The sequence below is a fragment of the Thermomonospora curvata DSM 43183 genome, from assembly GCF_000024385.1.
GTDB classification, from domain to species: domain Bacteria; phylum Actinomycetota; class Actinomycetes; order Streptosporangiales; family Streptosporangiaceae; genus Thermomonospora; species Thermomonospora curvata.
The window spans coordinates 4,639,263-4,660,702 of the sequence record NC_013510.1 but is presented as its reverse complement, the minus strand read 5'-3'; the positions used below and the strand labels follow the sequence as shown (position 1 = coordinate 4,660,702).

The window sequence follows — 21,440 nt, the reverse complement described above, 5'->3', positions numbered from 1 at the left end:
TTCGAACTATCCGGAAGGGAACGCTGTGGAGGCAATCCTTTTGGTGGGCGGACAGGGCACCCGGCTGCGACCGCTGACCTTGTCCACACCCAAGCCGCTGCTTCCCATGGCGGGCGTCCCGTTGCTGGAGCACCAGCTCACCCGGGCCCGGGAGGCCGGGGTGCGGCGCATCGTGTTCGCCACCTCCTACCGCGCCGAGATGTTCCACGAGGCGTTCGGGGACGGCTCCCGGCTGGGGTTGGAGATCGTGTACGTCACCGAGGAGGAGCCGCTGGGCACCGCGGGCGCCATCCGCAACGCCTCCGAGGCGCTGACCTGCGGGCCTTCGGATCCGGTGCTGGTGCTCAACGGCGACATCCTCTCCAGCCACGACCTGAACGCCCAGCTGGCCGCCCACCGCAAGGCCGACGCCGCGGTCACCCTTCACCTGACGCTGGTGGAGGACGCGCGCCGTTACGGGGCGGTGCCGACCGCTCCCAACGGCCGGGTGCTGGCCTTTGTGGAGAAGTCTCCCAACCCGCCGACCAATCAGGTCAACGCCGGCTGTTATGTCTTCCGCCGCTCGGTGATCGATGAGATCCCGCCCGACCGGGTGGTGTCGGCCGAGTACGAGTTCTTCCCCGCGCTGCTGGCCGACGGCGCGGTGATCATCGGCTATGTGGAGGCGGCCTACTGGCTGGATGTGGGCACCCCGGCGGCGTTCGTGCGCGGCGCCTGCGACCTGGTCAACGGGGCGATGACCTCGCCGGTGGTCTCCGGCGCCGAGCACGGGGTGCTGGTGCTGGACGGGGCGTTCATCGCCCCCAGCGCCCGGGTCGGCGGCGGCACCACGGTCGGCGAGGGCGTGCGCATCGGCGAGAAGGCCGAGGTGGAGTCGAGCGTGCTGTTCAGCGGGGCGGTGGTGGAGTCCGGCGCCCGCGTGGTGCGCTCGGTGATCGGCCGCGGCGCCCGGATCAGCTCCGGCGCGGTGCTGGTGGACGTGGTGATCGGGGACGGGGCCTCCATCGGGCCGGGCAACGAGCTGCTGAACGGGCTGCGGGTGTGGCCGGGCGTGGAGCTGCCGCCCATGGCCGTCCGCTTCTCCCACGACGCCTGATCCGGCGGCCGGGTCCGCACGGCGCCGCGTCGGCCTGGTTAGGTAGGGGCGTGATCCCCTGCCGCACCCGGATATGGCGTCCGCCCTGGCCGCTGGACGTGGCCGCCGCCTTGGAGCCGCACCGCCGGGGCCGCGGTGACCCGGCCTACCGGGTGACGCCGGACGGGGCGATCTGGCGTGCCTCGTTCACCCCCGACGGCCCCGGCACGCTGCGCGTTCTGGCGCGTCCCGCCCTGGGCGAGGTGGAGGCGCAGGCGTGGGGGCCGGGCGCCGGCCGGCTGCTGGAGGAGCTGCCGGACCTGCTGGGCGCCCGCGACGACCCGGACTCGCTGCGCCCGGTGCACCCGGTCGTCCGCAGGTGGCAGGCGCTGCGGCCGGGGCTGCGGATCGGGCGCAGCGGCCGGGTGTTCGAGGCGCTGGTGCCGGCCGTGCTGGAGCAGAAGGTGCCGCTGGCCGAGTCCAGACGCGCCTGGAGGTACCTGCTGCGGCGCTTCGGTGAGCCCGCCCCCGGCGCCCCGGACATGCGGGTGCCTCCACCGCCCGCCCGCTGGGCGCGCATCCCCTCCTGGGAGTGGCACCGGGCGGGCGTGGAGGCGGTCCGGGCGCGCACCATCGTGAACGCCGCCCGCGTGGCGTCCCGGCTGGAGGAGGACGCCTCCGAGCGGCGGCTGCGGTCGCTGCCGGGGATCGGGGCGTGGACGGCCGCCGAGATCCGGCAGCGGGCGGTGGGGGACGCCGACGCCGTCTCGGTGGGCGACTACCACCTGCCCGCCCTGGTGGGCTGGGCGCTGGCGGGCCGCCGGGTGGACGACGCCGGGATGCTGGAGCTGCTGGCGCCCTATGCGGGGCACCGCCACCGCGTCACCCGGCTGGTGAAGCTGTGCGGCACCCGTCCCCCGCGCCGGGGGCCCCGCATGCCGGTGCGGGACTACCGGGCCTTTTGATCCCGGGCTGAGGGCGGCTCGCGCCCCGGGGCGCGATGGCGCGGCCAGGAGCCGGACGCCCAGTCCCGGCCGTCACGGCTGTCGGCGCCCAGCAGCGGCCCGGCGACGGCCAGCGCGATGAGCAAGCCGAAAACGACGCACATGAGACCTTCCGCACTGTGAGATTCCGCGAGCCCTCGGGGCGTGGCCGGATGCCGACGGGCTCGGGGAGGGGGGATGTGAGAGGAAAGCTCCCGCGCGGGGTCGCGACCGGGACGGGATCGCCGCCCTGCCGCGCGTCTTCCACTCTGGTCGGCGCGATCGCCTGACGCTGGCGAGATTCGGACGTGTAAGGGCGGCGGATCCGGACCGGTCGCGCCTTGCACGCGGGACCGAGCTCGGCGCGGACCTTGGGCCGTGCGCCTTGGACTCCCGGCCGCCAGAGCCCGCCGGGGGCGGGCGAGCTGTCCCGGCCGCATCGTCCGGGCGGCTGCACGGAATCCACCGGGCGCGCGATGCCGGCTGCAAGGCCACCCGGCGGGGCGTCGCCGGAGGCGACTGAGCCCGGCCGGGTCGGTGCTTTCGGGACTTTGCCGACAGGCCTTTTAGGCCGCGCAGCGGGTCGTCTGGTCGACCTGAGCCGTCCGGCGGCCGTCCCCCATGACGGGGGGAACCGAGGTCCGTGCGTTCTTGCCGGGCCTTTCCACGCCGGATCGGCGGGGACGGTCGCGTCCGGGAACGCGGCGCCGCAGCCAGAAGTCGCCGGGCGTCCAGTCCAGGCCGTCGCGGGTGTCGGCGCCCAGCAGCGGCCCGGCGATGGCCAGCGCGAGGAGCAAGCCGAGAACGAGGTACATGGGGGCTTCCTTTGTGTGCAGGTCCGGTGAACCCCGCGGCCCCGGGAGCCGGCCCTGCGTCCGGGCCGGTCCGGGATACCGGAGGGGTTCGGAATGAGAAAGGTGAGCTCCCGCGCGGGTCGCGACGGGGGACGGGGTCGCCGCCCCGTGTCGCCGTCTCCAGTGTGACCGCCCCGATTGTTCAGGTCCAGCGACGATTTCTGTATGGAACATGTAAGAATCACTGAACGATGTTGGACCTGGGCCGGTTGCGGATCCTGCGCGAACTCAAGCTGCGCGGCACGGTCGGCGCGGTGGCGCAAGCCCTGGGCTACAGCCCCTCTGCGGTCTCCCAGCAGCTCGCCCAGCTGCAGCGGGAGGTGGGCGTCCCGCTGACCGAGCGGGCCGGGCGGCGGCTGCGGCTGACCGAGGCCGGCGAGGTGCTGGCCTCCCACGCCGAGGAGCTGCTGGCCCGCGCCCAGCAGGCCGAGGAGGAGACCGCCGCCGCCTCCGGCCGGGTGGTGGGCGTGGTGCGGGTGGTGGGGTACCAGACCGCGCTGATCAACCTGCTCGCCCCGGTGCTGCCCGGCCTGGCCGAGCGGCACCCGGAGCTGACCATCGAAGTGATCGACGAGGAGTTCACCCGGGTGTTGCAGGCGCTGGTGCTGCGCGAGGTGGACATCGTGATCACCGACGAGTACTCGGTGCTGCCCCGGCCCCGCCGCTCCGAGCTGTCGGCCGAACAGCTGATCATCGAGCCGATGCGGCTGGCGCTGCCGCGGGCCCACCCCGCGGCGGCGCACGGCGGCCCGGTGCGCCTGGCGGACCTGGCCGAAGAGCCCTGGGTGACCGGCCACCCCGGTACCAACTCCGCCGAACTGCTGGAACGCGCCTGCGTGGACCTGGCCGGGTACCGGCCGCGCATCCGGCACCGCACCAACGACATCCACGTGATGATGGCGATGGTGGGATGGGCCGGGGCGGTGTGCCTGTTCCCGGACGTCGGGCGGGCCGAGCGCTTCCCCGGCGTGGCGGTGCGCGACCTGGCCGACGCCGCGCTGCGCCGTTACATCGTGGTCTGGACGGTCGTGGGCGCCGAGGTGCGGCCGTCGGTGCGGGTCGTGCTGGAGGCCCTGCGCGCCTCCGCCGCCGACCTGGTCGCGCGTTTCCCGAGCTTGACCCTGGTGCGTCCGGACGCACCGCCCGCCGCCGAGGACGGGAATAAAGACCGCCACGGGGTGCGCTGACCGGTATGCGGCAGGGGCCGGGTAGAAGCCGAATATGACGTTTGGCATAGAGTGCTGGCCATGGACTCTGCCAGCACGGTGACCGAGTCGGCACTACGACGGGCGCTGGCCCGCGCACGCGACGGCAAGGCCCTCGACCACTCCGAGGCGACCATTCTGCTGCACGCCCGCGGACCCCACCTGGACCGACTGCTGGAGTACGCCTCACGGACCCGGGATGCGGGCCTGCAAGCGGCGGGCCGCCCCGGCGTCATCACCTACAGCCGCAAGGTCTTCATCCCGCTCACCCGGCTGTGCCGGGACCGCTGCGGCTACTGCACCTTCGCGACCGTCCCCCACCGCCTGCCGGCCCCCTACCTCAGCCCCGATGAGGTGCTGGAGATCGCCCGGCAGGGCGCGGCGATGGGCTGCAAGGAGGCCCTGTTCACCCTCGGCGACCGCCCCGAGGACCGCTGGAAGCAGGCCCGCCGGTGGCTGGACGAGCACGGCTACGACGACACCCTCTCCTACGTGCGGGCCATGGCCATCCGCGTGCTGGAAGAGACCGGACTGCTGCCGCACCTCAACCCCGGCGTGCTGACCTGGCGGGACTTCCAGCGCCTCAAGCCCGTCGCCCCGTCCATGGGCATGATGCTGGAGACCACCGCGACCCGCCTGTTCACCGAGCGCGGCGGCCCTCACTACGGCTCCCCCGACAAGGACCCCGCCGTGCGGCTGCGGGTGCTGGAGGACGCCGGGCGCAGCAGCGTCCCCTTCACCACCGGCATCCTCATCGGCATCGGCGAGACCCCCGCCGAACGCGCCGACGCGATCTTCGCCATCCGCAAGACCATGCGGGAGTACGGGGCGATCCAGGAGGTGATCGTCCAGAACTTCCGCGCCAAGCCCGACACCAAGATGCGCGGCGTCCCCGACGCCGAACTGGAGGAACTGGCCGCCGCCATCGCGGTGACCCGCCTGGTGCTCGGCCCCAAGGCCCGCATCCAGGCCCCGCCCAACCTGGTGGACGACCAGTACGCGCTGATGTTGCGGGCCGGCATCGACGACTGGGGCGGCGTCTCCCCGCTCACCCCCGACCACGTCAACCCCGAACGGCCCTGGCCGCAGATCGAACAGCTGGCCGCCCGCACCGCCGAGCACGGCTTTGAACTGCGGGAACGGCTGACCGTCTACCCCGAGTACATCAAGCGCGGCGAACCCTGGCTGGACCCGCGGGTGGCCGCGCACGTCGCCGCGCTGGCCGACCCGGTCACCGGGCTGGCCCGCCCGGACGCCGTCCCGCGCGGCCTGCCCTGGCAGGAGCCGGACGGCGGGTTTCCGCAGGCGGCCGGCCGCACCGAGCTGCACGTGGAGATCGACACCACCGGCCGCTCCAGCGACCGCCGCGGCGACTTCGATGAGATCTACGGCGACTGGCGGGCCATCGGCGAGCGGGTGCGGGCGCCGCAGCGCTTCGACGCCGACGTCAAGGCCGCCCTCGCCGCCGCCGAGCGCGACCCGGCCGGCATCACCGACGAGCAGGCCCTGGCCCTGCTGCACGCCGACGGCCCCGAACTGGAGGCCCTGGCCCGCCTCGCCGACGACCTGCGCAAGGACGCCGTCGGCGACGAGGTCACCTACATCGTCACCCGCAACATCAACTTCACCAACGTCTGCTACACCGGCTGCCGGTTCTGCGCCTTCGCCCAGCGCCGCACCGACGCCGACGCCTACACGCTGTCGCTGGAGCAGGTCGGGCAGCGGGTCGAGCAGGCCTGGCAGGCCGGCGCCACCGAGATCTGCATGCAAGGCGGCATCCACCCCGACCTGCCCGGCACCGCCTACTTCGACCTGGCCCGCGAGGTCAAGCGCCGCGCCCCCGGCATCCACCTGCACGCCTACAGCCCCATGGAGGTCGTCAACGGCGCCTCCCGCGCCGACATGTCCATCCGGGACTGGCTGCAGGCCGCCAAGGAGGCCGGGGTGGACTCGCTGCCCGGCACCGCCGCCGAGATCCTCGACGACGATGTGCGCTGGGTGCTCACCAAGGGCAAACTGCCCACCTCGGCCTGGGTGGAGGTGGTCACCACCGCCCACGAGCTGGGCATCCCCACCACGTCCACGATGATGTACGGGCATGTGGACACCCCCGCCCACTGGGTGGCGCACATCCGGCTGATCCGCTCCATCCAGGAGCGCACCGGCGGCTTCACCGAGTTCGTGCTGCTGCCGTTCGTGCACCACAACACCCCGATCTACCTGGCCGGGCTGGCCCGCCCCGGGCCGACCGCCCGGGAGAACCGGGCGGTGCACGCCCTGGCCCGCATCCTGCTGCACGGCGCGATCGACAACATCCAGTGCTCGTGGGTGAAGCTCGGCGACGACCTGTGCGCCCAGATCCTCCAGGGCGGGGCCAACGACCTGGGCGGCACCCTGATGGAGGAGACCATCAGCCGCATGGCCGGCTCCGACCACGGCTCGTTCAAGACGATCTCCTCCCTGGAGCAGATCGCCGCCCGCGCCGGCCGCCCCGCCGTCCAGCGCACCACCCTGTACGAGCGGCCGCCCGCCGAACGCATCGAGGCCGCCCGCCGCACCGACGGCGTCGGCCACTTCGCCCTCGCCGCCAAGGGCCGCATCGACCTGCCGCTCGTCACCTGACCGGCACGGCCGCCCCGGACGGCCGCCACGGCCCGTGGCGGCCGTCCGGTTCCCGCCAGAGGACCGGCGTTTCCACAAAAGGCCGGGTGGTCTTCGCACCGAGGCGGGCGTCTGGTTTCCTTGGGGCGGTCCTTTCGATGGTCGGGCCGGACGGCTCCCGCCGCGTCGCGGCCGTCCGGCCTTCCGGCCAGGGGGCCGTGGTCCCGCAGCGCCCGGCCGGGGCGGGGCTCGTCCCGGCGGCGGTCCACTGCGGTCGGCTGACCGGAGGAAGCAGGTGCGTTCGGACGAAGTACCCCCCGCCGTATCCCCCGCGGCGTCCCCGTCGCCGAAGGCGGCGCCGTGGCGGCGGCCGCGGGCGCTCGCGGCGCTCATCGCCGTGCTGCTGGCCGTCATCGGCGGCGGCGCCTGGGCGTACGTGACGCTGACCGAGCCCTGCCCGGGGCCGCCGCTGCCGGTCACGGTGGCCGCCCAGCCGGAGATCGCCCCGGCGCTGCGCGACATCGCCGACCGGTTCGGCACCCAGCACCACCGGGTGGCCGACCGGTGCGTGGAGGTGCAGATCGTCGCCGAGGGGTCGGCCAAGGTCGCCGCCGACCTGGCCGCCGGCCGGGCCAGCGCCGACGGGTGGGTGCCGGAGTCGGCGATCTGGTTCACCGTCGCCCGCCGGGCCGGGGCCGCAGAGTCGCTGCTGCCGCAGGTGCCCACCGCGCTGGCCGGTTCCCCGGTGGTGCTGGCCACCACCCGTCCGGCCGGCCGGGAACTGCAGGCCGCCGGGGTGAGGCCGAGCTGGCGGCTGCTGCGCTCGCCCCTCGCCGGGGGCATGACCCTGGCCCGCCGCATGCTGGACCCGTCCGCCAACACCAGCGGCACCTTCGCCATGATCGCCCTGGAGCAGGTCGCCGGTGCCCGCGGCGAATTCCTGGACGAGCTGAAACGCACCGCCCCTAAGGACATGGAGGCGATGCTGGAGGAGCTGACCTCCCTGGAACGCTTCGACCGTCCCCTGGTGGTCACCACCGAGCAGGCCGTGGTCGCCTACAACGAAACGCACCGGCCCAACCCCGCGGTCGTCCTCACCCCGCGGGAGGGCACGCTGATGGTGGACTACCCGATGGCCGTCATCGCCCAGGAGCCGCAGCGGCGCGAGGCCGTCGAGGCGTTCGCCTCCGCGCTGCGCTCCCGCGCCACCCGCGACACCCTGCAGCGTTACGGCTTCCGCGCCCCGGACGGCACCATCAACGGCGGCTACGCCCGCCGCCACGGCCTGGACCCCGACCCGCCCAGGCCGCTGAGGCTCCCCACCCAGCGCCAGATCGACCGCGCACTCCGCTCCTGGAAGTGACCGGCTCCGTGCCGGACGCCACGGACCTGCGCTCACGCCACGGCCGTCCGAGGCGCCTCGCAGCGGCGTTCACCGCGCCGTGGCCTCCAAGACCGGCACCCGGCCGAGAACCGGCGAGCGAGGGGCCGGGACGCGCGGACCGGCGCTTCGCCCTCCTCGGCGTGCCGGTCCGCGCGGCCCGCGCCCCGCTCAGCGGACCTCGATGAAGGCGTCCGGGGACCGCGGCGGGCGCTCCCGGGGCGGCGCGGCGGCACGGCCGACGCCCACCGCGCCCATCGGGTCCCAGCTCTGCGGCAGGTCCAGCACGCGGCGCACCACGTCCCGGCAGAACATCGTGCTGGACACCCAGCACGAGCCCAGCCCTTCCACGGCCAGCGCCACCAGCAGGTTCTGCACGCCCGCGCCCATCGACACCAAGAACATCTCCCGCTCGGCCGTCGAACGGCGCGGATCGGGGTAGCTGTGCGCCCCGTCCATCACCAGGCACGGCACGATCAGGTAGGGCGCGCGGCGCAGCACATCGCCGCGCCGCAGCCGCTTGGCGATCGACTCCTCGCCGAGACCGTCCCCGCGCAGGTCGGCCTCCCACGCCTCGCGCATCGCATCCAGCAGCCGGGTCCGGGTCTCGGCCGACTCCAGCAGCACGAACCGCCACGGCGTGGTGTGGTGCGGGGCGGGCGCGGTGATCGCCGCCGCCACCGCCCGCCGCACCGCCGCCGCATCCACCGGCTCGTCGGTGAACTCCCGCACGGTGCGGCGGGCGTGCAGCACCTGCGCCGACCCGTAGCGGAACATGTCCTCGGCGGCCGGGCGGATCAGGGCGCGCGCCCCGGGCCCGTCCTCGTCGGTGACCAGGTGGCCCAGCCCGCGCACCACCGCCACCGGCACCCCCGCCAGCTTGCCCTTGACCAGCTCGGCGGCCGAGGCGATCTCGTCGGCCACCGCGGTCACGGTGGACTCCAGCCGGTTGCCGTGCGGGTCGGTGCGGCCCCGCAGGTCCTGCAGCACCTGCAGCCCGGCCGCCCCGATCGCCGCGTCCGTCAAACCCATCCGCCAGGCCCGGCCCATGGTGTCGGTGACCAGCACCGCCACACGCGCCCCGGTCAGCTCGCGCAGCCGGGCACGGATGCGGCGGGCCGAGGCGTCGGGGTCCTCCGGCAGCAGCAGCACGGTGCCGGGCGGGGTATTGGAGGCGTCCACCCCGGCGGCGGCCAGCACCAGCCCGTGCCGGGTCTCCACGATGCGGGTCTCCCCGCCCGGGTGGGCGCGCCGCGCCACCACCCGCACGGTCTCGGCGTCGATCGCCTTCTCCCGGTCGGCGGCGGCCAGGATGCGCCCCTCCGCCTTGCTGACGATCTTGGAGGTGACCACCAGCACGTCCCCGTCGGCCGGGGAGCAGGCCCCGGCGATCAGCGCGGCCAGGTCGTCTCCTTGGCGCACCTCCGGCAGCCCGGGCACGCCGAAGATCTCGATGGAGCCGTTCACCGCAGCTCCTCGGCCAGGCGCAGGGCCGCGCGGGCGATGTCGGCGCTGGCCTCCAGGTCGGTCATCAGCAGGGGACGGGCCCGCACCGCGATGCCCTCGATGCCCTGCTCGGCCACCTCGGCGTCGGCCTCGTCCACCAGCCAGCCGTCCAGCAGGTCCGGGCCGTAGTGCTCGGCGACCGCGCGGGCGCTGGTCTCCACCCCGATGGCGCGCAGGCAGGCGTCGGCCATGCCCCGCACCGGCGCCCCGCCGATGATCGGGGAGACCCCCACCACCGTCTTGGCCGCCACCGCCTCGCGGATGCCCGGCACCCCCAGGATGGTGCCCACGCTGACCACCGGGTTGGACGGCGGCAGCAGCACCACGTCGGCCTGCTCGATGGACTCCAGCACCCCCGGGGCGGGCTTGGCGTCCTCGATGCCGATCGCCACGATCGCCTCGGCCGGCACCGAGGCCCGCAGCCGCACCCACCACTCCTGGAAGTGGATCGCCCGCCGGCCCTGCCCGTCGGTGATCACCACGTGGGTCTCCACGCGGTCGTCGGTCATCGGGATCAGCCGCACCCCCGGCCGCCAGCGGTGGCACAGCGCCTCGGTGACCGCCGACAGCGGGTACCCCGCCGACAGCATCTGGGTGCGCACGATGTGGGTGGCGAAGTCCCGGTCGCCCAGGTTGAACCAGGTCGGCTCCACCTCATAGGCGGCCAGTTCCTCTTTGACGTGGAAGGTCTCCCCGGCCCGGCCCCAGCCCTGCTCCTCGTTGATTCCACCGCCGAGGGTGTACATCACCGTGTCCAAATCGGGGCATACCTTCAGACCGAACAGGAATATGTCGTCCCCGGTGTTGCCGATGACGGTGATCTCGGCGTCGGGCGCGGCCCGCTTGAGTCCGCGCAGGAAGCGAGCCCCGCCGATGCCGCCCGCCAGCACCACGATCCTCATGGCCGCCAGCCTATGGGGAGCTCCAGGTGGCGCGTCGGGCGCGGTCCGCCTCGGCTCCGGCTCCGGACAGCGGGACGCATGGTGTGCAAAGCTTTGCGGACCGACACGGACGCTATCTGAACCGATCTGGAGAATGTCGTGAACAAGGAAGCGATCCAGCGTCTGCGCGAACCGGCCGCCTGGGTGCTGACCATCGCGGCCGGCCTGCACGTGCTGGCAGGCCTGGTCATGCTCCTGGCGGGCAGGTATCTAGGCGGCGGGACGTTCACCCTCCGGGCGATGACCGAGACCCTCCAGCTGGGGCTGATCACCGGCGTCGCGGTGACCGTGATCCTGGTCGTGGCGGTGCTGCTGGCCACCTGGGAGCCGGCCGCCAAGCAGGCCCGCACCATCGTCCTGGCGGCGCTGGGCGTCTTCGGGGTCGCGCTGGCCTTCGGCGTGATCTCCTGGCTGGCCGGGCTGGTCGCCGACACCGGCGGCGTGGAGGGCGCCGCCGTCGCCAAGTTCTCGATCTTCCTCTACGGGGCGGCCAAGCTGGCCGTCATGGGCGTCGGTGCCTGGTTCGTCTTCACCGTCTTCCAGGGCATGAAGCCCGCCGCCCCCGCCCCGCAGGTGCAGCAGGGCTACCCCGACTACGGCTACCAGCAGGGCGGCTACCCGCAGCCCCCGCAGGCCGGCTACCAGCAGCCCCAGCAGGGCAATTACGTCCACTCGCAGTACCAGCAGCCGCAGCAGGGCTACCCGCAGCCCCCGCAGGCCGGCTACCAGCAGCCCCAGCAGGGCCCCTACCAGCAGCCCCAGCAGGGCGGCCAGTCGCTGGAGGAGGAGAGCGCCGGCGAGTGGACCCGCGCCTACGGCGGCGGCCAGCAGCAGTCCGCTCCGGGTTATGGGCAGCAGGAGCAGCAGGGGCCGGAAAACGGCGGTGAGTGGTACCGCGATAGCCGTCCTCAGCAGTAATAACCCCGCCGGCGCAGATCGCTTCGCGCCGAAACAACCGCTATGCCCCCGCCGCAGGTCGTTCCGCTTGACGGAGCAGGCGCTACACGCGTGTAATTTCAGTGGTGTAGTTCTTCTTCTCGGGGGGACCAGGGCTCGAGGGAAGGCATGATCGGGGGCTCCACGGGCTAGGAGGTGCGCGTGAGCGAGGTCGTGATCCCGCTGGCGCACGGCACATTCGGTGAAGAGTTGAGCTGGCAGGAGCGCGCCTTGTGCGCGCAGACGGATCCGGAGGCTTTCTTTCCGGAGAAGGGCGGCTCAACCCGCGAGGCCAAGAAAGTGTGCCGAGCTTGCGAGGTACGGGCCGAGTGTCTGGAGTACGCGCTACAGCACGACGAACGTTTCGGTATCTGGGGCGGTCTGTCGGAACGGGAACGCCGCAAGCTCAAGCGCCAGGCGGTCTGACCTGGCACCTGGCCGGGTCGGCCGTCTGATACGGCCCGGGTCGCTCAACCACCGGCCGGCTTCGCCGGCCGGCAGCGCAGGCGGCTCGGGCCGTTGAGCTTTATAAGGGGGCCGACCCGCCCCACCGGCGCCGGTGATCTGCACGGGCCGATTCCGCACGGAAAACCGGTGTGAACGGACTGCGGGCCGCAGGCGGGGGAGTGGCGCAAGACCCATCCCCGGTCCCGGTTTCGGGGGGATGTCCGGCGCGAGACGTACACCTGAGCGTATGGTGATTGCGCCGTGTCCGTCCGGCGGCCGTCCGCAGCAGGCGGCCGGGACGGGCCGCCCGGCACGCCCCGCCCGCGCGGCGGACGGCCGGTCCGTCCCCCGGCGGGCGGGGGACGGGAGGAACAACCGTCGACTCAGATCGAGGGACCCTTGCCGCCCACTCTCGATCGCCACGTCGTCACGGCCGTCCTGGTCGCCCACCAAGGAGGGCGCTGGCTGCCGGAGACGCTCAAGGCGCTGCTGACCCAGAGCAGGCCGGTGCAACGCCTGGTCGCCGTGGACACCGGCAGCACCGACCGTGGCCCCGCCGTGCTCACCGAGGTCGTCGGCGACGGCAACCTGCTGCGGCTGCCGCCCGAGACCGGCTACGGCGAGGCGGTCGCCCGGGCGCTGCGGCACCGCGCCGCCGCGCTGCCGGTTCCCGACGAACACCCCGGCGAGCCCCGCACCGAGTGGATCTGGCTGCTGCACGACGACTCGGCACCGGCCGCCGACGCCCTGGCAGTGCTGCTGGAGGCCGCCGACGCCGACCCCAACGCCGCCGTGCTGGGACCCAAGCTGCGCGACTGGCACGACCGGCGGCTGCTGCTGGAAGTCGGCGTGACCATCGACGGGGCGGGACGCCGCGAGACCGGCGTGGAGCGCAGGGAGTTCGACCAGGGCCAGCACGACGGCGTCCGCACGGTGCTGGCGGTCAGCACCGCCGGGATGCTGGTGCGCCGCGACGTGTGGGAGCGGGTGGGCGGGCTCGACCCCGACTTCGGGCTCTTCCGCGACGATGTCGACTTCGGCTGGCGGGTGCACGCCGCCGGGTACCGCGTGGTGGTGGTCAGCGACGCGGTCGTCTACCACGCCGAGGCCTCCGCCCGGGGGCTGCGCGACATCGGCGTCCCGATCGGCTCCCCGCGCCGCCGCGACCGCCGCAACGCGCTGCACGTCCTGCTGGCCAACCTGCCCGCCGGGCCGGCGGCGCGGGCGCTGGTCCGCAACCTGGCGGGCACCGTGCTGCGCGTGCTGTACCTGCTGGCGGCCAAACGGCAGGAGGCGGCGCGCGATGAGCTGGCCGCGCTGTGGGACGTGCTGGGCGCCCCCGGCAGGCTCCGCCGGGCCAGGGCGGCGCGGGCCGAGGGGAGCCGGCGCGTCTACCACACCGTCCGGCGCTTCCTGCCGCGCGGCGTCGCGCTGCGCCGGTTCATCGACAGTCTCGCCGCCTGGCTGTACCGCGAGGGCCGCCACCGCGGCGAGCAGGAGGACCTCCCCGAGCGTCCCGGCCGGCTGCGGCGCGTGCTCAGCCGCCCCGCCGCCGTCCTGACGCTGCTGCTGGGCGTCCTCGCGGTGGCCGCCGAGCGGACGCTGCTGCTGGCCGGCGACCGGCTGGGGGGCGGTGCGCTGGCGCCCGCCCCGGGCGGGGCGAGCGACCTGTGGGAGCGGTACGCCGCCAACTGGCACCCGGTCGGCCTGGGCTCGGCCGAGCAGGCGCCGCCGTCGCTGGGGGCGCTGGCCGCGCTGTCCACCGTGACCTTGGGCAAACCCTGGCTGGCGGTGTCGATCCTGCTGCTGGGCGCCGTCCCGCTGGCCGGGCTCACCGCCTATGCCGCCGCCCGCGCGCTGGTGGTCGAGCCCCCGCCGCCGAAGACCGGGCGCCGGGCGCTGCGCCGCGGCGACGGGCGCCGCGTTCCCCTGGCCGCCGTGCGCGTCTGGATCGCGGCGACGTACGCGCTGCTGCCGGTGGCCACCGGCGCCGTCTCCACCGGACGGCTCGGCACCGCCGTGGTGCTGGTGCTGCTGCCGCTGATCGTCTGGCAGACGGCCCGGATGTACGGGCTGCCCCGCAGCAGCCGGCTGCCGCGCAAGCAGCGGCGCCGGGCCGCCTGGGCGGTGGCGCTGCTGCTGGCGGTGGCGATGGCGTTCGTGCCGCTGACCTGGCCGCTGGCGGTGGTGAGCGGCCTGGTCGTGCGGGCCGCCTTCGGCGTGCGGGGCGGCCGGCGGATCGACCGCGGGCTGCTGATCGCGCTGGGGGTCCCGCCGCTGCTGCTGTTGCCGTGGACGCTGACGCTGCTGCGGCACCCCTCGCGTTTCCTGCTGGAGACGGGACTGCACCCGGGCACCGATCCGGCGCCCGGCGCGTTGTCGCTGCTGACCTTCAACCCGGGCGGGCCGGGCACCCCGCCGTGGTGGGCGCTGTGCGGGCTGCTGCTGCCGGCGGCGGTGGCGCTGCTGCTGCGCAGCGGCCGCACCGTGGTGCTGACCGGCTGGACGCTCACCCTGTTCGGGCTGCTGGTCGCCGTCGGCGTCAGCGCCGTCACGGTGACCAAGGGGGCCGAGCGGGCGGCCGCCTGGCCCGGGGCGGCGCTGCTGCTGGGGGCGGCCGGGGCGCTGGTGGCCGCGGTCGCCGCCGTGCTGCGCGCCGCCGTGGCACTGACCGCCAGGGACCTGATCAGCCGGATCGGCGGCGGGCTGGTGATGGCGGCCGCGCTGAGCGCGCCCGCGCTGGCCGGGGTGCTGTGGGTGGCCGGCGGCGCCCGCGGGCCGCTGCAGGAGGTGTCGGATGAGACCGTCCCCGGTTTCATCGACGGTCCCACCGCGCCCCGCACCCTCGTGCTGAACCGGGACGGGACGGGCCGGGTCGGCTACACCGTGCTGCGGGGCGCCGAGCCCGGGCTGGGCGACGCCGAGACCCCGGCGGACCCGGCCGCCCGGCGGCGGATGGACGCCCTGGTCGCCACCCTGGCCGCCGGGCACGGCGACGGCGCCGCCCTCACCCGGATGGGCGTGCAGTACATCCTGGTGCCCCGCCCCGCCCAGGACCCGACCGCGGCCGTGCTGGACGCCTCCTCCGGTCTGACCCGCCTCAGCCGCACCGACGAGTTCGGCATCTGGCGGCTGCTGTCCCCCTCCGGCCGGCTGCTGCTCATCGAGGGCGGGCGCATCACCCCGCTGCCCGCCGGCCGGGTCGAGGCCGCGGTGCGCATCCCGCCGGGCGGCGGCTCCCGCACCCTGCTGCTGGCCGAACCCGCCGACGGGAAGTGGCGGGCCACGCTGGACGGCGCCCGGCTGCCCGGCCGCCGCGTCGACGGCTGGGCGCTGGCCTATGACATCCCGCCGTCCGGCGGACGCTTCGAACTGCGCCGGGACATGCGGCTGCGGCACGTCTGGGTGACCGTTCAGGGCGGCGCCGTCCTGGTCGTCGCGGCCTTGGCCCTGCCCGGCGCCCGGGCCTCCGCCTTCCCGGCACCGGGCCGCGCCCGCCGCCGGGGCCGCCGCGCCCGCCGCGGCCGCAACGCCCGTCAGGCCCGTCCCGACGCGACCCCCGCCCCGCCCTCTGCTCGCGAACCCGAGCCGCCGGTCACCGCCGGAGAACCTTCATGACCGACCACCCCGACACCCCGGACCTTCCCCGCCCGGACGACCCTCCCGGCACCGAGCCCGCCCCTGGTCACGGGCTCGGCCTTCGTGATGAGCCGGAACCGCACGAGGAGACCGGCTCTCCCGGCGAGGCCGGTTCCCATGAAGGGCTCAGCCCCCGTGGGGAGACGGATTCCCGGGACGGGGACGGCTCTCACGACGAGCCCGGTCCTGGAGGTGGACTCGGCTCTCACGAAGAGCCGGGCCCCCGCCACGAAGCCGGCTCTCAAGACGGGCTCGATCCTCACGACGACCCCGTCCCTCACAAGGAACTCGATTCCTCTGACGGAATCGGCCCCGGCTCTCATGACGAGCCCGGTTTCCACGGCGGGCTCGGCTCGTCGGATGAACCCGGCCTTCTTGAGGGATCCGGTTCCGGCGGCGGACTCGGCTCCCGTGAGGGGGACGGTTCCGGTGACGCCCGCGATGTTCGCGGTGAGCCCGGTCTGAGCGGCGGGACCGGCTCTCATGACGAGCCCGATGCCGGTGAAGGACCGGCCTCTCAGGACGGGGCCGGTTCTCGTGATGACCGCGGCTTCGGTGGTGAGTTCGGCTCGCGCAGTGAGCCCGGCGGGCCCGTCGCCCACGATGAGCCCGGTTCACGTGGTGAGGCCGCCTCTTCCCCCGGAGGGCTCGGCTCCGGTGATGGGCACGGCTTCCATGACGGGTCCGGTCTTGGCGGTGAGCCCGGTGCCCTGCCCGCCCCTCAGGACGGGGCGGCCCTTCACGAAGGGCTCGGCCCTCACGAAGAACCAGGCGGCGGCCAAGGAGCGGGCCTTCGCGAGAGAACCGGTCCCGCAGGCGGCTCCGGTCTTCGCGACGTGGCCGGGCTCTGCGGCATGGCCCCGCCGCGCGATGAGGAGGGCTCTTCCGAAGCGACCCCTCTCCACAAAGGGACGGTGCCGCACGCCCTGGCCTGGCCCCCGGGCGGTGCCGGCCTTCTCGGCGAGGCCGGCTCGCGTGATCTGACCGGGCCCGGTGAACCGTCCGGTGGCCGGGAAGCGCTCACCTCCTTCGGCCTTGCCCGGTCTTTCGGGACGGCCGCGCCCTCCGAGACGACGGGACCTTCTGCCGCGGTCGGCTCCGGCGGCGGGGCCACGGGCCTTGGCCGGTCTTTCGACGCGGCAGGGTTCCATGACGTGCTCGGGTCCTACGGCAAGGTCGGATCCGAACCCCCCGCGGCCCGTGGTGTGATCGGCTCTCCCAACGAGGCCGGGCCCGATGCGGCGGCCAAGGTCCGGGACGCGTCCGAGCCCGGAGGGCTTCCCGGCCACGGGGATGCGGCCGAAGGCCGGGCCGGCGCCGCGTCCCCGCAGACGCAAGAACACGGCGGCGCGGCGGAGGCCCCCGGCGCGGACACGGGCCGGCAGGACCGGCCCAAGGAAGCCCCGGACGGCAAGACCGGCGACCGGGCGGACAGCGGCGGAACCCATCGGACCGGCCGCCGGGAGCCGGTGTGGCGGCTGCTGTGGGAGCAGGCCGAAAAGTGGGAGCAGCGCCTGGTGGCCCTGGCCGTCCAGGTGCTGCGGTACCGGTACGCCACGGCGGCGCTTTTGCTGGTGGCGGTGGCGGCCCTGTACGGGGCGGCGGCGCTGTCACGGCCGTCCGGCGGCCAGGCGGCGGCCGGGGCGCCCCGCAGGGTCCCGGTCACCAGCGCCATGCTGGCCTGCCCCGCGCCCACCGACGGCACGGTCAGCGTCCTCACCCCGCCGGGCGGGTCCGGCGGAACGGGGCGGGCCGAGGTGTCCTCCCTCAAGGACGGCAAGGCCGTCGCGTCCATCACCGGCACGGGGACGCCCTGGAGCAAGGACGTCGCGGACGGAGCCGGCGCGTATGTGATCAAGGCGCGGGGCGCCCTGGCCGGAGGGCTGCAGGCCGAGCACACCAGCCACCGCGGCAGCGGCGCCGACCGCGGGCTGGCCGCGGTCCGCTGCGGCGAACCCGGCACCGACCTGTGGTTCGTCGGCCCCGGTCCGCTGGCCGCCGACCGGCTGGAGCTGCATCTGACCAACCTCGACGCCCAGACCGCCGTGGTGGACCTGACGGCGCTGTCAGGGGAGGGGCCGCTGGACACCCTGGACGGGCGCGGCCTGCCGATCGACCCCGGCTCCACCAGGGTCGTCCGGATCGGGGACGGCCCCGAAGGGCTCGGCGAGATCGTGCAGACGGCGCAGGTGCTGGCCCTGCGGGTGCAGGCCACCACCGGGCGGGTGGCCGCCGCGCTGCGGGTGCGGGCGGACGACGGCGGGGGCGTGGACTGGCTGCCGGCGGCCGGCGCCCCGGCCACGTCGCTGACGGTGCCCGGCATCCCCGAGGGCGGCGGCGAACGCAGGCTGCTGCTGGCCGTTCCCGGCCAGGACAACGCCCGCGTCCGCATCCAGGTGCTCACCTCCAGCGGCGCGTTCGCCCCCGAAGGGCGCGACACCGTGGACCTTCCCGCCCGCACGGTCACCTCCGTGACGTTGGAGCGCGCCCTGTCGGGCAAGGCCGCGGCGGTGCGGCTGACCTCCGACAAGCCGGTGGTGGCCGGACTGGCCGTCGCGCGCGGCGACGACGTCGGCTACGGCACGGCCACGGCGCCGCTGGGCGCCGCCGGCGGGGTCGTCGCCGACAACCGGTTCGAGTCCGTGCTGCTGCTCACCGCACCGGAACGGGAGGCGACGGTGACGGTCACCACGGTGGACGGCCGAGGCCGGGCCGGAACCCCGCGGCAGGTGCGGATCCCCGCGGGCCGCACCGCCCAGGTGGAGCCGTCCGCCCCCACTGGGGAGAAGGGCTTCGGCGTGCTGATCGTCCCGCAGCCGGGCTCCGGCCCGGTGCACGCCGCCCGGGTGCTGCAGACCGGCCGGGACGGCGGGCTGTTCACGGTGCTGCCGGTGGTGCCGGCCGTCACCACGCTGCTGCTGCCGCCGGTGCTCGACTCCCAGCGGGTCCTGATCCCCTGAGCGCGCGGGGCGGCTCAGTCGTCGGGGGAGTCGTAGCTGGGGTCCACCGACTCCGGGGACAGCCCCAGCAGGTCGGCGACCTCCTCCACCAGCACGTCGCGGATCAGGCGGGCCAGCTCGCGCTCGTCGATGCCGCGGCCGCCCGCGCCGCCCATCCCGGCCCGCGCCTCGATCGGCCGCCGGAACACCACGATGCGCAGCGGATGCCTGCCGTCGGAGGGGCGGGTCAGGCTGAGCGGCACCGGCTCGTCGAAGCCGAGCACATCGCCCCGGGGCCCCACCTTGGGGACCTCCTCGACCACGAACTCCACCCCGGCCAGCTCGCGGCCCCAGCGCCGGCCGAGCCGGTTCACCTCATCGCGCACCAGCCCGTCGAACCGCTCCGCCCGGGTCAGGGCGAAGGGGGCCTCGGGCGGCAGCAGCGGGCCGCGCACGCCGCGGCCACGCCGGTCACGGCGCCGGATCCTTTGACCGGAGGCCATCGCGCTCACCGATCACCGGGTCCTGCGGGGACCGAGGTAGCGGTCAGGGATCGCACGAATCCGAGCTTATCTTCCCGGGACGTCACTGGCGATGGCCCAGTTCAGCACGTGGATCGACACGGCGGGCGGAGCGCGGCGCACGGCGGGTATTGGGGCGGTTACCCATGAATTGACGCGGTAATGGCGACACGACCGCGGTGGTGGTGGCGTATACGACGGATGGGAGGTACGGTCGGCCATCGTGAGCCCCGCCCGAATTTGCTCCCGCACCGCGTGTAAGGAGCCAGCAGTCTTCACGCTCACGTACGTCTACCGCGACTCGACCGCGGTCTTGGGACCGCTCGCCACGTACGCCGAGCCGCACTGCTATGACCTGTGCGCGGAGCACTCGGAGCGGCTCACCGCCCCGGTGGGCTGGGAGCTGGTGCGGCTGCCGCCGGCCGAGGACGGCCGTCCCAGCACCGACGACCTGGAGGCCCTCGCCGACGCGGTGCGCGAGGCCGCCCGCCGGCCCGCTCCCGAGGAGGAGCCGGTGGGGCAGGGCGTCGAGGTGGGCCGCCGGGGTCATCTGCGAGTGCTCCGTTCCGACATCACGCCGCCCGCCAAGCCGTCCGCCGGCACCGGCGAGCAGGAGTCCGACTGAAGGCGGACGCGCCGTGCCGAGGGAGGTACCGGCCGCCTGAGCGGGTCCCGGTAGGCTCATCTCGGCTTGGGTACGCCGTCGGCGGCGTACGACCTGGACCCAGGGGGCGGTATTGGGCGACGTCGCGAAGATCTTCAAGGCCTACGACGTTCGCGGCGTGGTGCCGGAAGAGCTCGACGAAGGCATCGCCGAAGCCGTGGGAGCGGCGTTCGTGCGGGTGACCGGAGCGGCTCGGGTGGTGACCGCGCACGACATGCGTCCGTCTTCCCAGCCGCTGGCAGCGGCGTTCGCCCGGGGCGCCACCGCCCAGGGCGCCGACGTGATCGAGGCCGGGCTGGGCTCCACCGACCTGCTGTATTACGCCAGCGGCAGCCTGAACCTGCCCGGCGTGATGTTCACCGCCAGTCACAACCCGGCCCAGTACAACGGCATGAAGATGTGCCGGGCCGGCGCCCGTCCCATCGGCCGCGACACCGGCCTGGCCGACATCCGCAGGCTGGTGGAGGAGGGGGTGCCCGCCCACGGCGGCCCCCGCGGCACGGTGACGCGCCGCGACCTGCTGGCCGGTTACGCCGAGCACATGCACCGCCTGGTGGACCTGAGCGGCATCCGCCCGCTGAAGGTCGCGGTGGACGCCGGCAACGGTATGGCCGGGCACACCGTGCCCGCGGTGTTCGGCCGGGGCCGCGACGGGGCGTCCGCCCCGCCGATCGAGGTGGTCCCGCTGTACTTCGAGCTGGACGGCACCTTCCCCAACCACGAGGCCAACCCGATCGACCCGGAGAACCTGCGCGACCTGCAGGCCGCCGTGCGCGAAAGCGGCGCCGACATCGGGCTGGCCTTCGACGGCGACGCCGACCGCTGCTTCGTGGTGGACGAACGCGGCGAGATCGTCTCCCCGTCGGCGATCACCGCGCTGGTGGCGGTGCGGGAGCTGGCCAGGCACCCCGGCGCGCCCATCGTGCACAACCTGATCACCTCGCGGGCCGTCCCGGAGATCATCGCCGAGCACGGCGGCACCCCGATCCGCACCCGGGTCGGCCACTCGTTCATCAAGCAGACCATGGCCGAGAGTGGCGCGGTGTTCGGCGGCGAGCACTCGGCGCACTACTACTTCCGCGACTTCTGGTACGCCGACTCGGGGATGCTGGCGGCGCTGCACGTGCTGGCCGCTCTCGGCGAGCAAGAGGAGCCGCTGTCGAAGCTGCTGCGCGAATACGACCGCTACGCCGCCTCCGGTGAGATCAACAGCGAGGTGGCCGACCAGGCCGCGGCGACCGCACGGGTCCGCGCGGCCTTCGCCGGCCGTCCGGGCGTCACCATCGACGAGCTCGACGGGCTGACGGTCAGCGCCGACGAGTGGTGGTTTAACCTTCGTCCGTCCAATACCGAGCCTTTGCTGCGTCTCAACGCGGAGGCCACCGACGGCAAGACGATGGCAGCCGTCCGCGACGAGGTCCTGGCCATCGTTAGGGAGAAATAGATGAAGCTCGACTCCTGGCTGCTGGACATCCTGGCCTGCCCCAACTGCCGGGGAGCCCTGCGGGCCGATGAGAAGGCGGACGAACTGGTGTGCACCGGCGAGTGCGGTTACGCCTACCCGGTGCGCGATGACATCCCGGTCCTTCTCGTGGACGAGGCCCGGACCCCGTCTTCGTGATCCGGCCGGCGGCACGCGGCACGAAGGCCGATCCAAGCCCCGGCAGAGCGGGTCGGGGATGAAGCGTCACACCGCGCGGGAAGGTCGTGCCTTGGAACGTGCCGCGGGCGAGAAAGGAACGCGTGCG

General features: G+C 74.4%; 17 protein-coding genes. 12 read left to right on the top strand and 5 right to left on the bottom strand.

Translation table 11 applies throughout. The annotated features are described in order from the left end of the window. Positions 1–25 precede the first annotated feature (25 nt). Positions 26–1,096, top strand: a complete 1,071-nt coding sequence (gene manB, locus TCUR_RS20035; protein WP_041440162.1) for a mannose-1-phosphate guanylyltransferase — start codon at positions 26–28, stop codon at positions 1,094–1,096. 50 nt (positions 1,097–1,146) lie between these two features. Next, entirely contained in the window at positions 1,147–2,040 is an 894-nt protein-coding gene (locus tag TCUR_RS20030) for a DNA-3-methyladenine glycosylase family protein (RefSeq protein ID WP_012854392.1), read from the top strand. A gap of 584 nt (positions 2,041–2,624) precedes the next feature. Here TCUR_RS20030 and TCUR_RS20025 read toward each other — a convergent pair. Then, on the bottom strand, positions 2,625–2,873 hold the full coding sequence (locus tag TCUR_RS20025) for a hypothetical protein (RefSeq protein WP_012854390.1): 249 nt from the start codon (positions 2,871–2,873) through the stop codon (positions 2,625–2,627). A 230-nt stretch (positions 2,874–3,103) separates the two neighbouring features. Here TCUR_RS20025 and TCUR_RS20020 point away from each other — a divergent pair, with 230 nt between their 5' ends. The 3 genes from TCUR_RS20020 (at position 3,104) to TCUR_RS20010 (ending at position 8,081) form a co-directional block, all read left to right on the top strand. Continuing rightward, positions 3,104–4,099 carry a LysR family transcriptional regulator gene (locus TCUR_RS20020; RefSeq protein ID WP_012854389.1) on the top strand — a complete coding sequence of 332 codons (996 nt, stop codon included), beginning with the start codon at positions 3,104–3,106 and terminating at the stop codon, positions 4,097–4,099. Between the two features lie 60 nt (positions 4,100–4,159). Beyond that, a complete protein-coding gene (locus TCUR_RS20015) occupies positions 4,160–6,739 on the top strand; it encodes a bifunctional FO biosynthesis protein CofGH (protein WP_012854388.1) in 2,580 nt (859 codons plus the stop codon). Positions 6,740–7,013: 274 nt separating this feature from the next. Then, positions 7,014–8,081, top strand: coding sequence for a substrate-binding domain-containing protein (locus TCUR_RS20010; protein WP_012854387.1), 1,068 nt, complete (start codon positions 7,014–7,016; stop codon positions 8,079–8,081). A gap of 189 nt (positions 8,082–8,270) precedes the next feature. Here the strand turns inward: TCUR_RS20010 and TCUR_RS20005 are convergent, their stop codons facing one another. Together TCUR_RS20005 and cofD are read right to left on the bottom strand one after the other, a co-directional pair. Next, a complete protein-coding gene (locus TCUR_RS20005; RefSeq protein ID WP_012854386.1) occupies positions 8,271–9,566 on the bottom strand; it encodes a coenzyme F420-0:L-glutamate ligase in 1,296 nt (431 codons plus the stop codon). Then, positions 9,563–10,507 carry a 2-phospho-L-lactate transferase gene (gene cofD / locus TCUR_RS20000; RefSeq protein WP_012854385.1) on the bottom strand — a complete coding sequence of 315 codons (945 nt, stop codon included), beginning with the start codon at positions 10,505–10,507 and terminating at the stop codon, positions 9,563–9,565. The genes TCUR_RS20005 and cofD overlap by 4 nt, the downstream gene beginning before the upstream one ends. A 138-nt stretch (positions 10,508–10,645) precedes the next feature. Here cofD and TCUR_RS25150 point away from each other — a divergent pair, with 138 nt between their 5' ends. The 3 genes from TCUR_RS25150 to TCUR_RS19985 all read left to right on the top strand — a co-directional run bounded on the left by TCUR_RS25150 (position 10,646) and on the right by TCUR_RS19985 (position 15,547). Further along, a complete protein-coding gene (locus tag TCUR_RS25150) occupies positions 10,646–11,464 on the top strand; it encodes a mechanosensitive ion channel family protein (RefSeq protein WP_012854384.1) in 819 nt (272 codons plus the stop codon). Positions 11,465–11,644: 180 nt separating this feature from the next. After that, a complete protein-coding gene (locus tag TCUR_RS19990; protein ID WP_012854383.1) occupies positions 11,645–11,908 on the top strand; it encodes a WhiB family transcriptional regulator in 264 nt (87 codons plus the stop codon). Between the two features lie 420 nt (positions 11,909–12,328). Continuing rightward, positions 12,329–15,547 (top strand): glycosyltransferase family 2 protein, encoded by a 3,219-nt coding sequence (locus TCUR_RS19985; protein WP_012854382.1) that lies wholly within the window; start codon positions 12,329–12,331, stop codon positions 15,545–15,547. On the opposite strand, the gene TCUR_RS25145 is transcribed toward TCUR_RS19985, so the two are convergent. Then, positions 15,466–16,170, bottom strand: a complete 705-nt coding sequence (locus tag TCUR_RS25145) for a hypothetical protein (protein ID WP_012854381.1) — start codon at positions 16,168–16,170, stop codon at positions 15,466–15,468. The genes TCUR_RS19985 and TCUR_RS25145 overlap by 82 nt on opposite strands. A gap of 552 nt (positions 16,171–16,722) precedes the next feature. Between TCUR_RS25145 and TCUR_RS19980 the strand changes: the two genes are divergently transcribed. Continuing rightward, on the top strand, positions 16,723–18,528 hold the full coding sequence (locus TCUR_RS19980) for a DUF5719 family protein (RefSeq protein WP_012854379.1): 1,806 nt from the start codon (positions 16,723–16,725) through the stop codon (positions 18,526–18,528). A gap of 14 nt (positions 18,529–18,542) precedes the next feature. On the opposite strand, the gene TCUR_RS19975 is transcribed toward TCUR_RS19980, so the two are convergent. Next, the gene (locus TCUR_RS19975; protein WP_012854378.1) at positions 18,543–19,010 is read right to left on the bottom strand and encodes a metallopeptidase family protein; all 468 of its coding nucleotides are present in this window, start codon (positions 19,008–19,010) and stop codon (positions 18,543–18,545) included. Positions 19,011–19,251: 241 nt separating this feature from the next. On the opposite strand from TCUR_RS19975, the gene TCUR_RS19970 reads away from it, so the two are divergent. The 3 genes from TCUR_RS19970 to TCUR_RS25825 all read left to right on the top strand — a co-directional run bounded on the left by TCUR_RS19970 (position 19,252) and on the right by TCUR_RS25825 (position 21,313). Then, complete coding sequence (locus tag TCUR_RS19970; RefSeq protein ID WP_012854377.1) at positions 19,252–19,653, top strand: DUF3499 domain-containing protein; 402 nt, start codon at positions 19,252–19,254, stop codon at positions 19,651–19,653. Positions 19,654–19,765: 112 nt separating this feature from the next. Further along, positions 19,766–21,136 carry a phosphomannomutase/phosphoglucomutase gene (locus tag TCUR_RS19965; RefSeq protein WP_012854376.1) on the top strand — a complete coding sequence of 457 codons (1,371 nt, stop codon included), beginning with the start codon at positions 19,766–19,768 and terminating at the stop codon, positions 21,134–21,136. After that, entirely contained in the window at positions 21,137–21,313 is a 177-nt protein-coding gene (locus TCUR_RS25825; protein ID WP_012854375.1) for a Trm112 family protein, read from the top strand. Positions 21,314–21,440: the final 127 nt, after the last annotated feature.

Bases quoted from the DNA above. Each gene is read 5' to 3' on its own strand.
- TCUR_RS20020 (WP_012854389.1), top strand. From the start codon at position 3,104: ATGTTGGACCTGGGCCGGTTGCGGATCCTGCGCGAACTCAAGCTGCGC.
- TCUR_RS20025 (WP_012854390.1), bottom strand. From the start codon at position 2,873: ATGTACCTCGTTCTCGGCTTGCTCCTCGCGCTGGCCATCGCCGGGCCG.
- TCUR_RS19975 (WP_012854378.1), bottom strand. From the start codon at position 19,010: ATGGCCTCCGGTCAAAGGATCCGGCGCCGTGACCGGCGTGGCCGCGGC.
- TCUR_RS25825 (WP_012854375.1), top strand. From the start codon at position 21,137: ATGAAGCTCGACTCCTGGCTGCTGGACATCCTGGCCTGCCCCAACTGC.
- cofD (WP_012854385.1), bottom strand. From the start codon at position 10,507: ATGAGGATCGTGGTGCTGGCGGGCGGCATCGGCGGGGCTCGCTTCCTG.
- TCUR_RS20015 (WP_012854388.1), top strand. From the start codon at position 4,160: ATGGACTCTGCCAGCACGGTGACCGAGTCGGCACTACGACGGGCGCTG.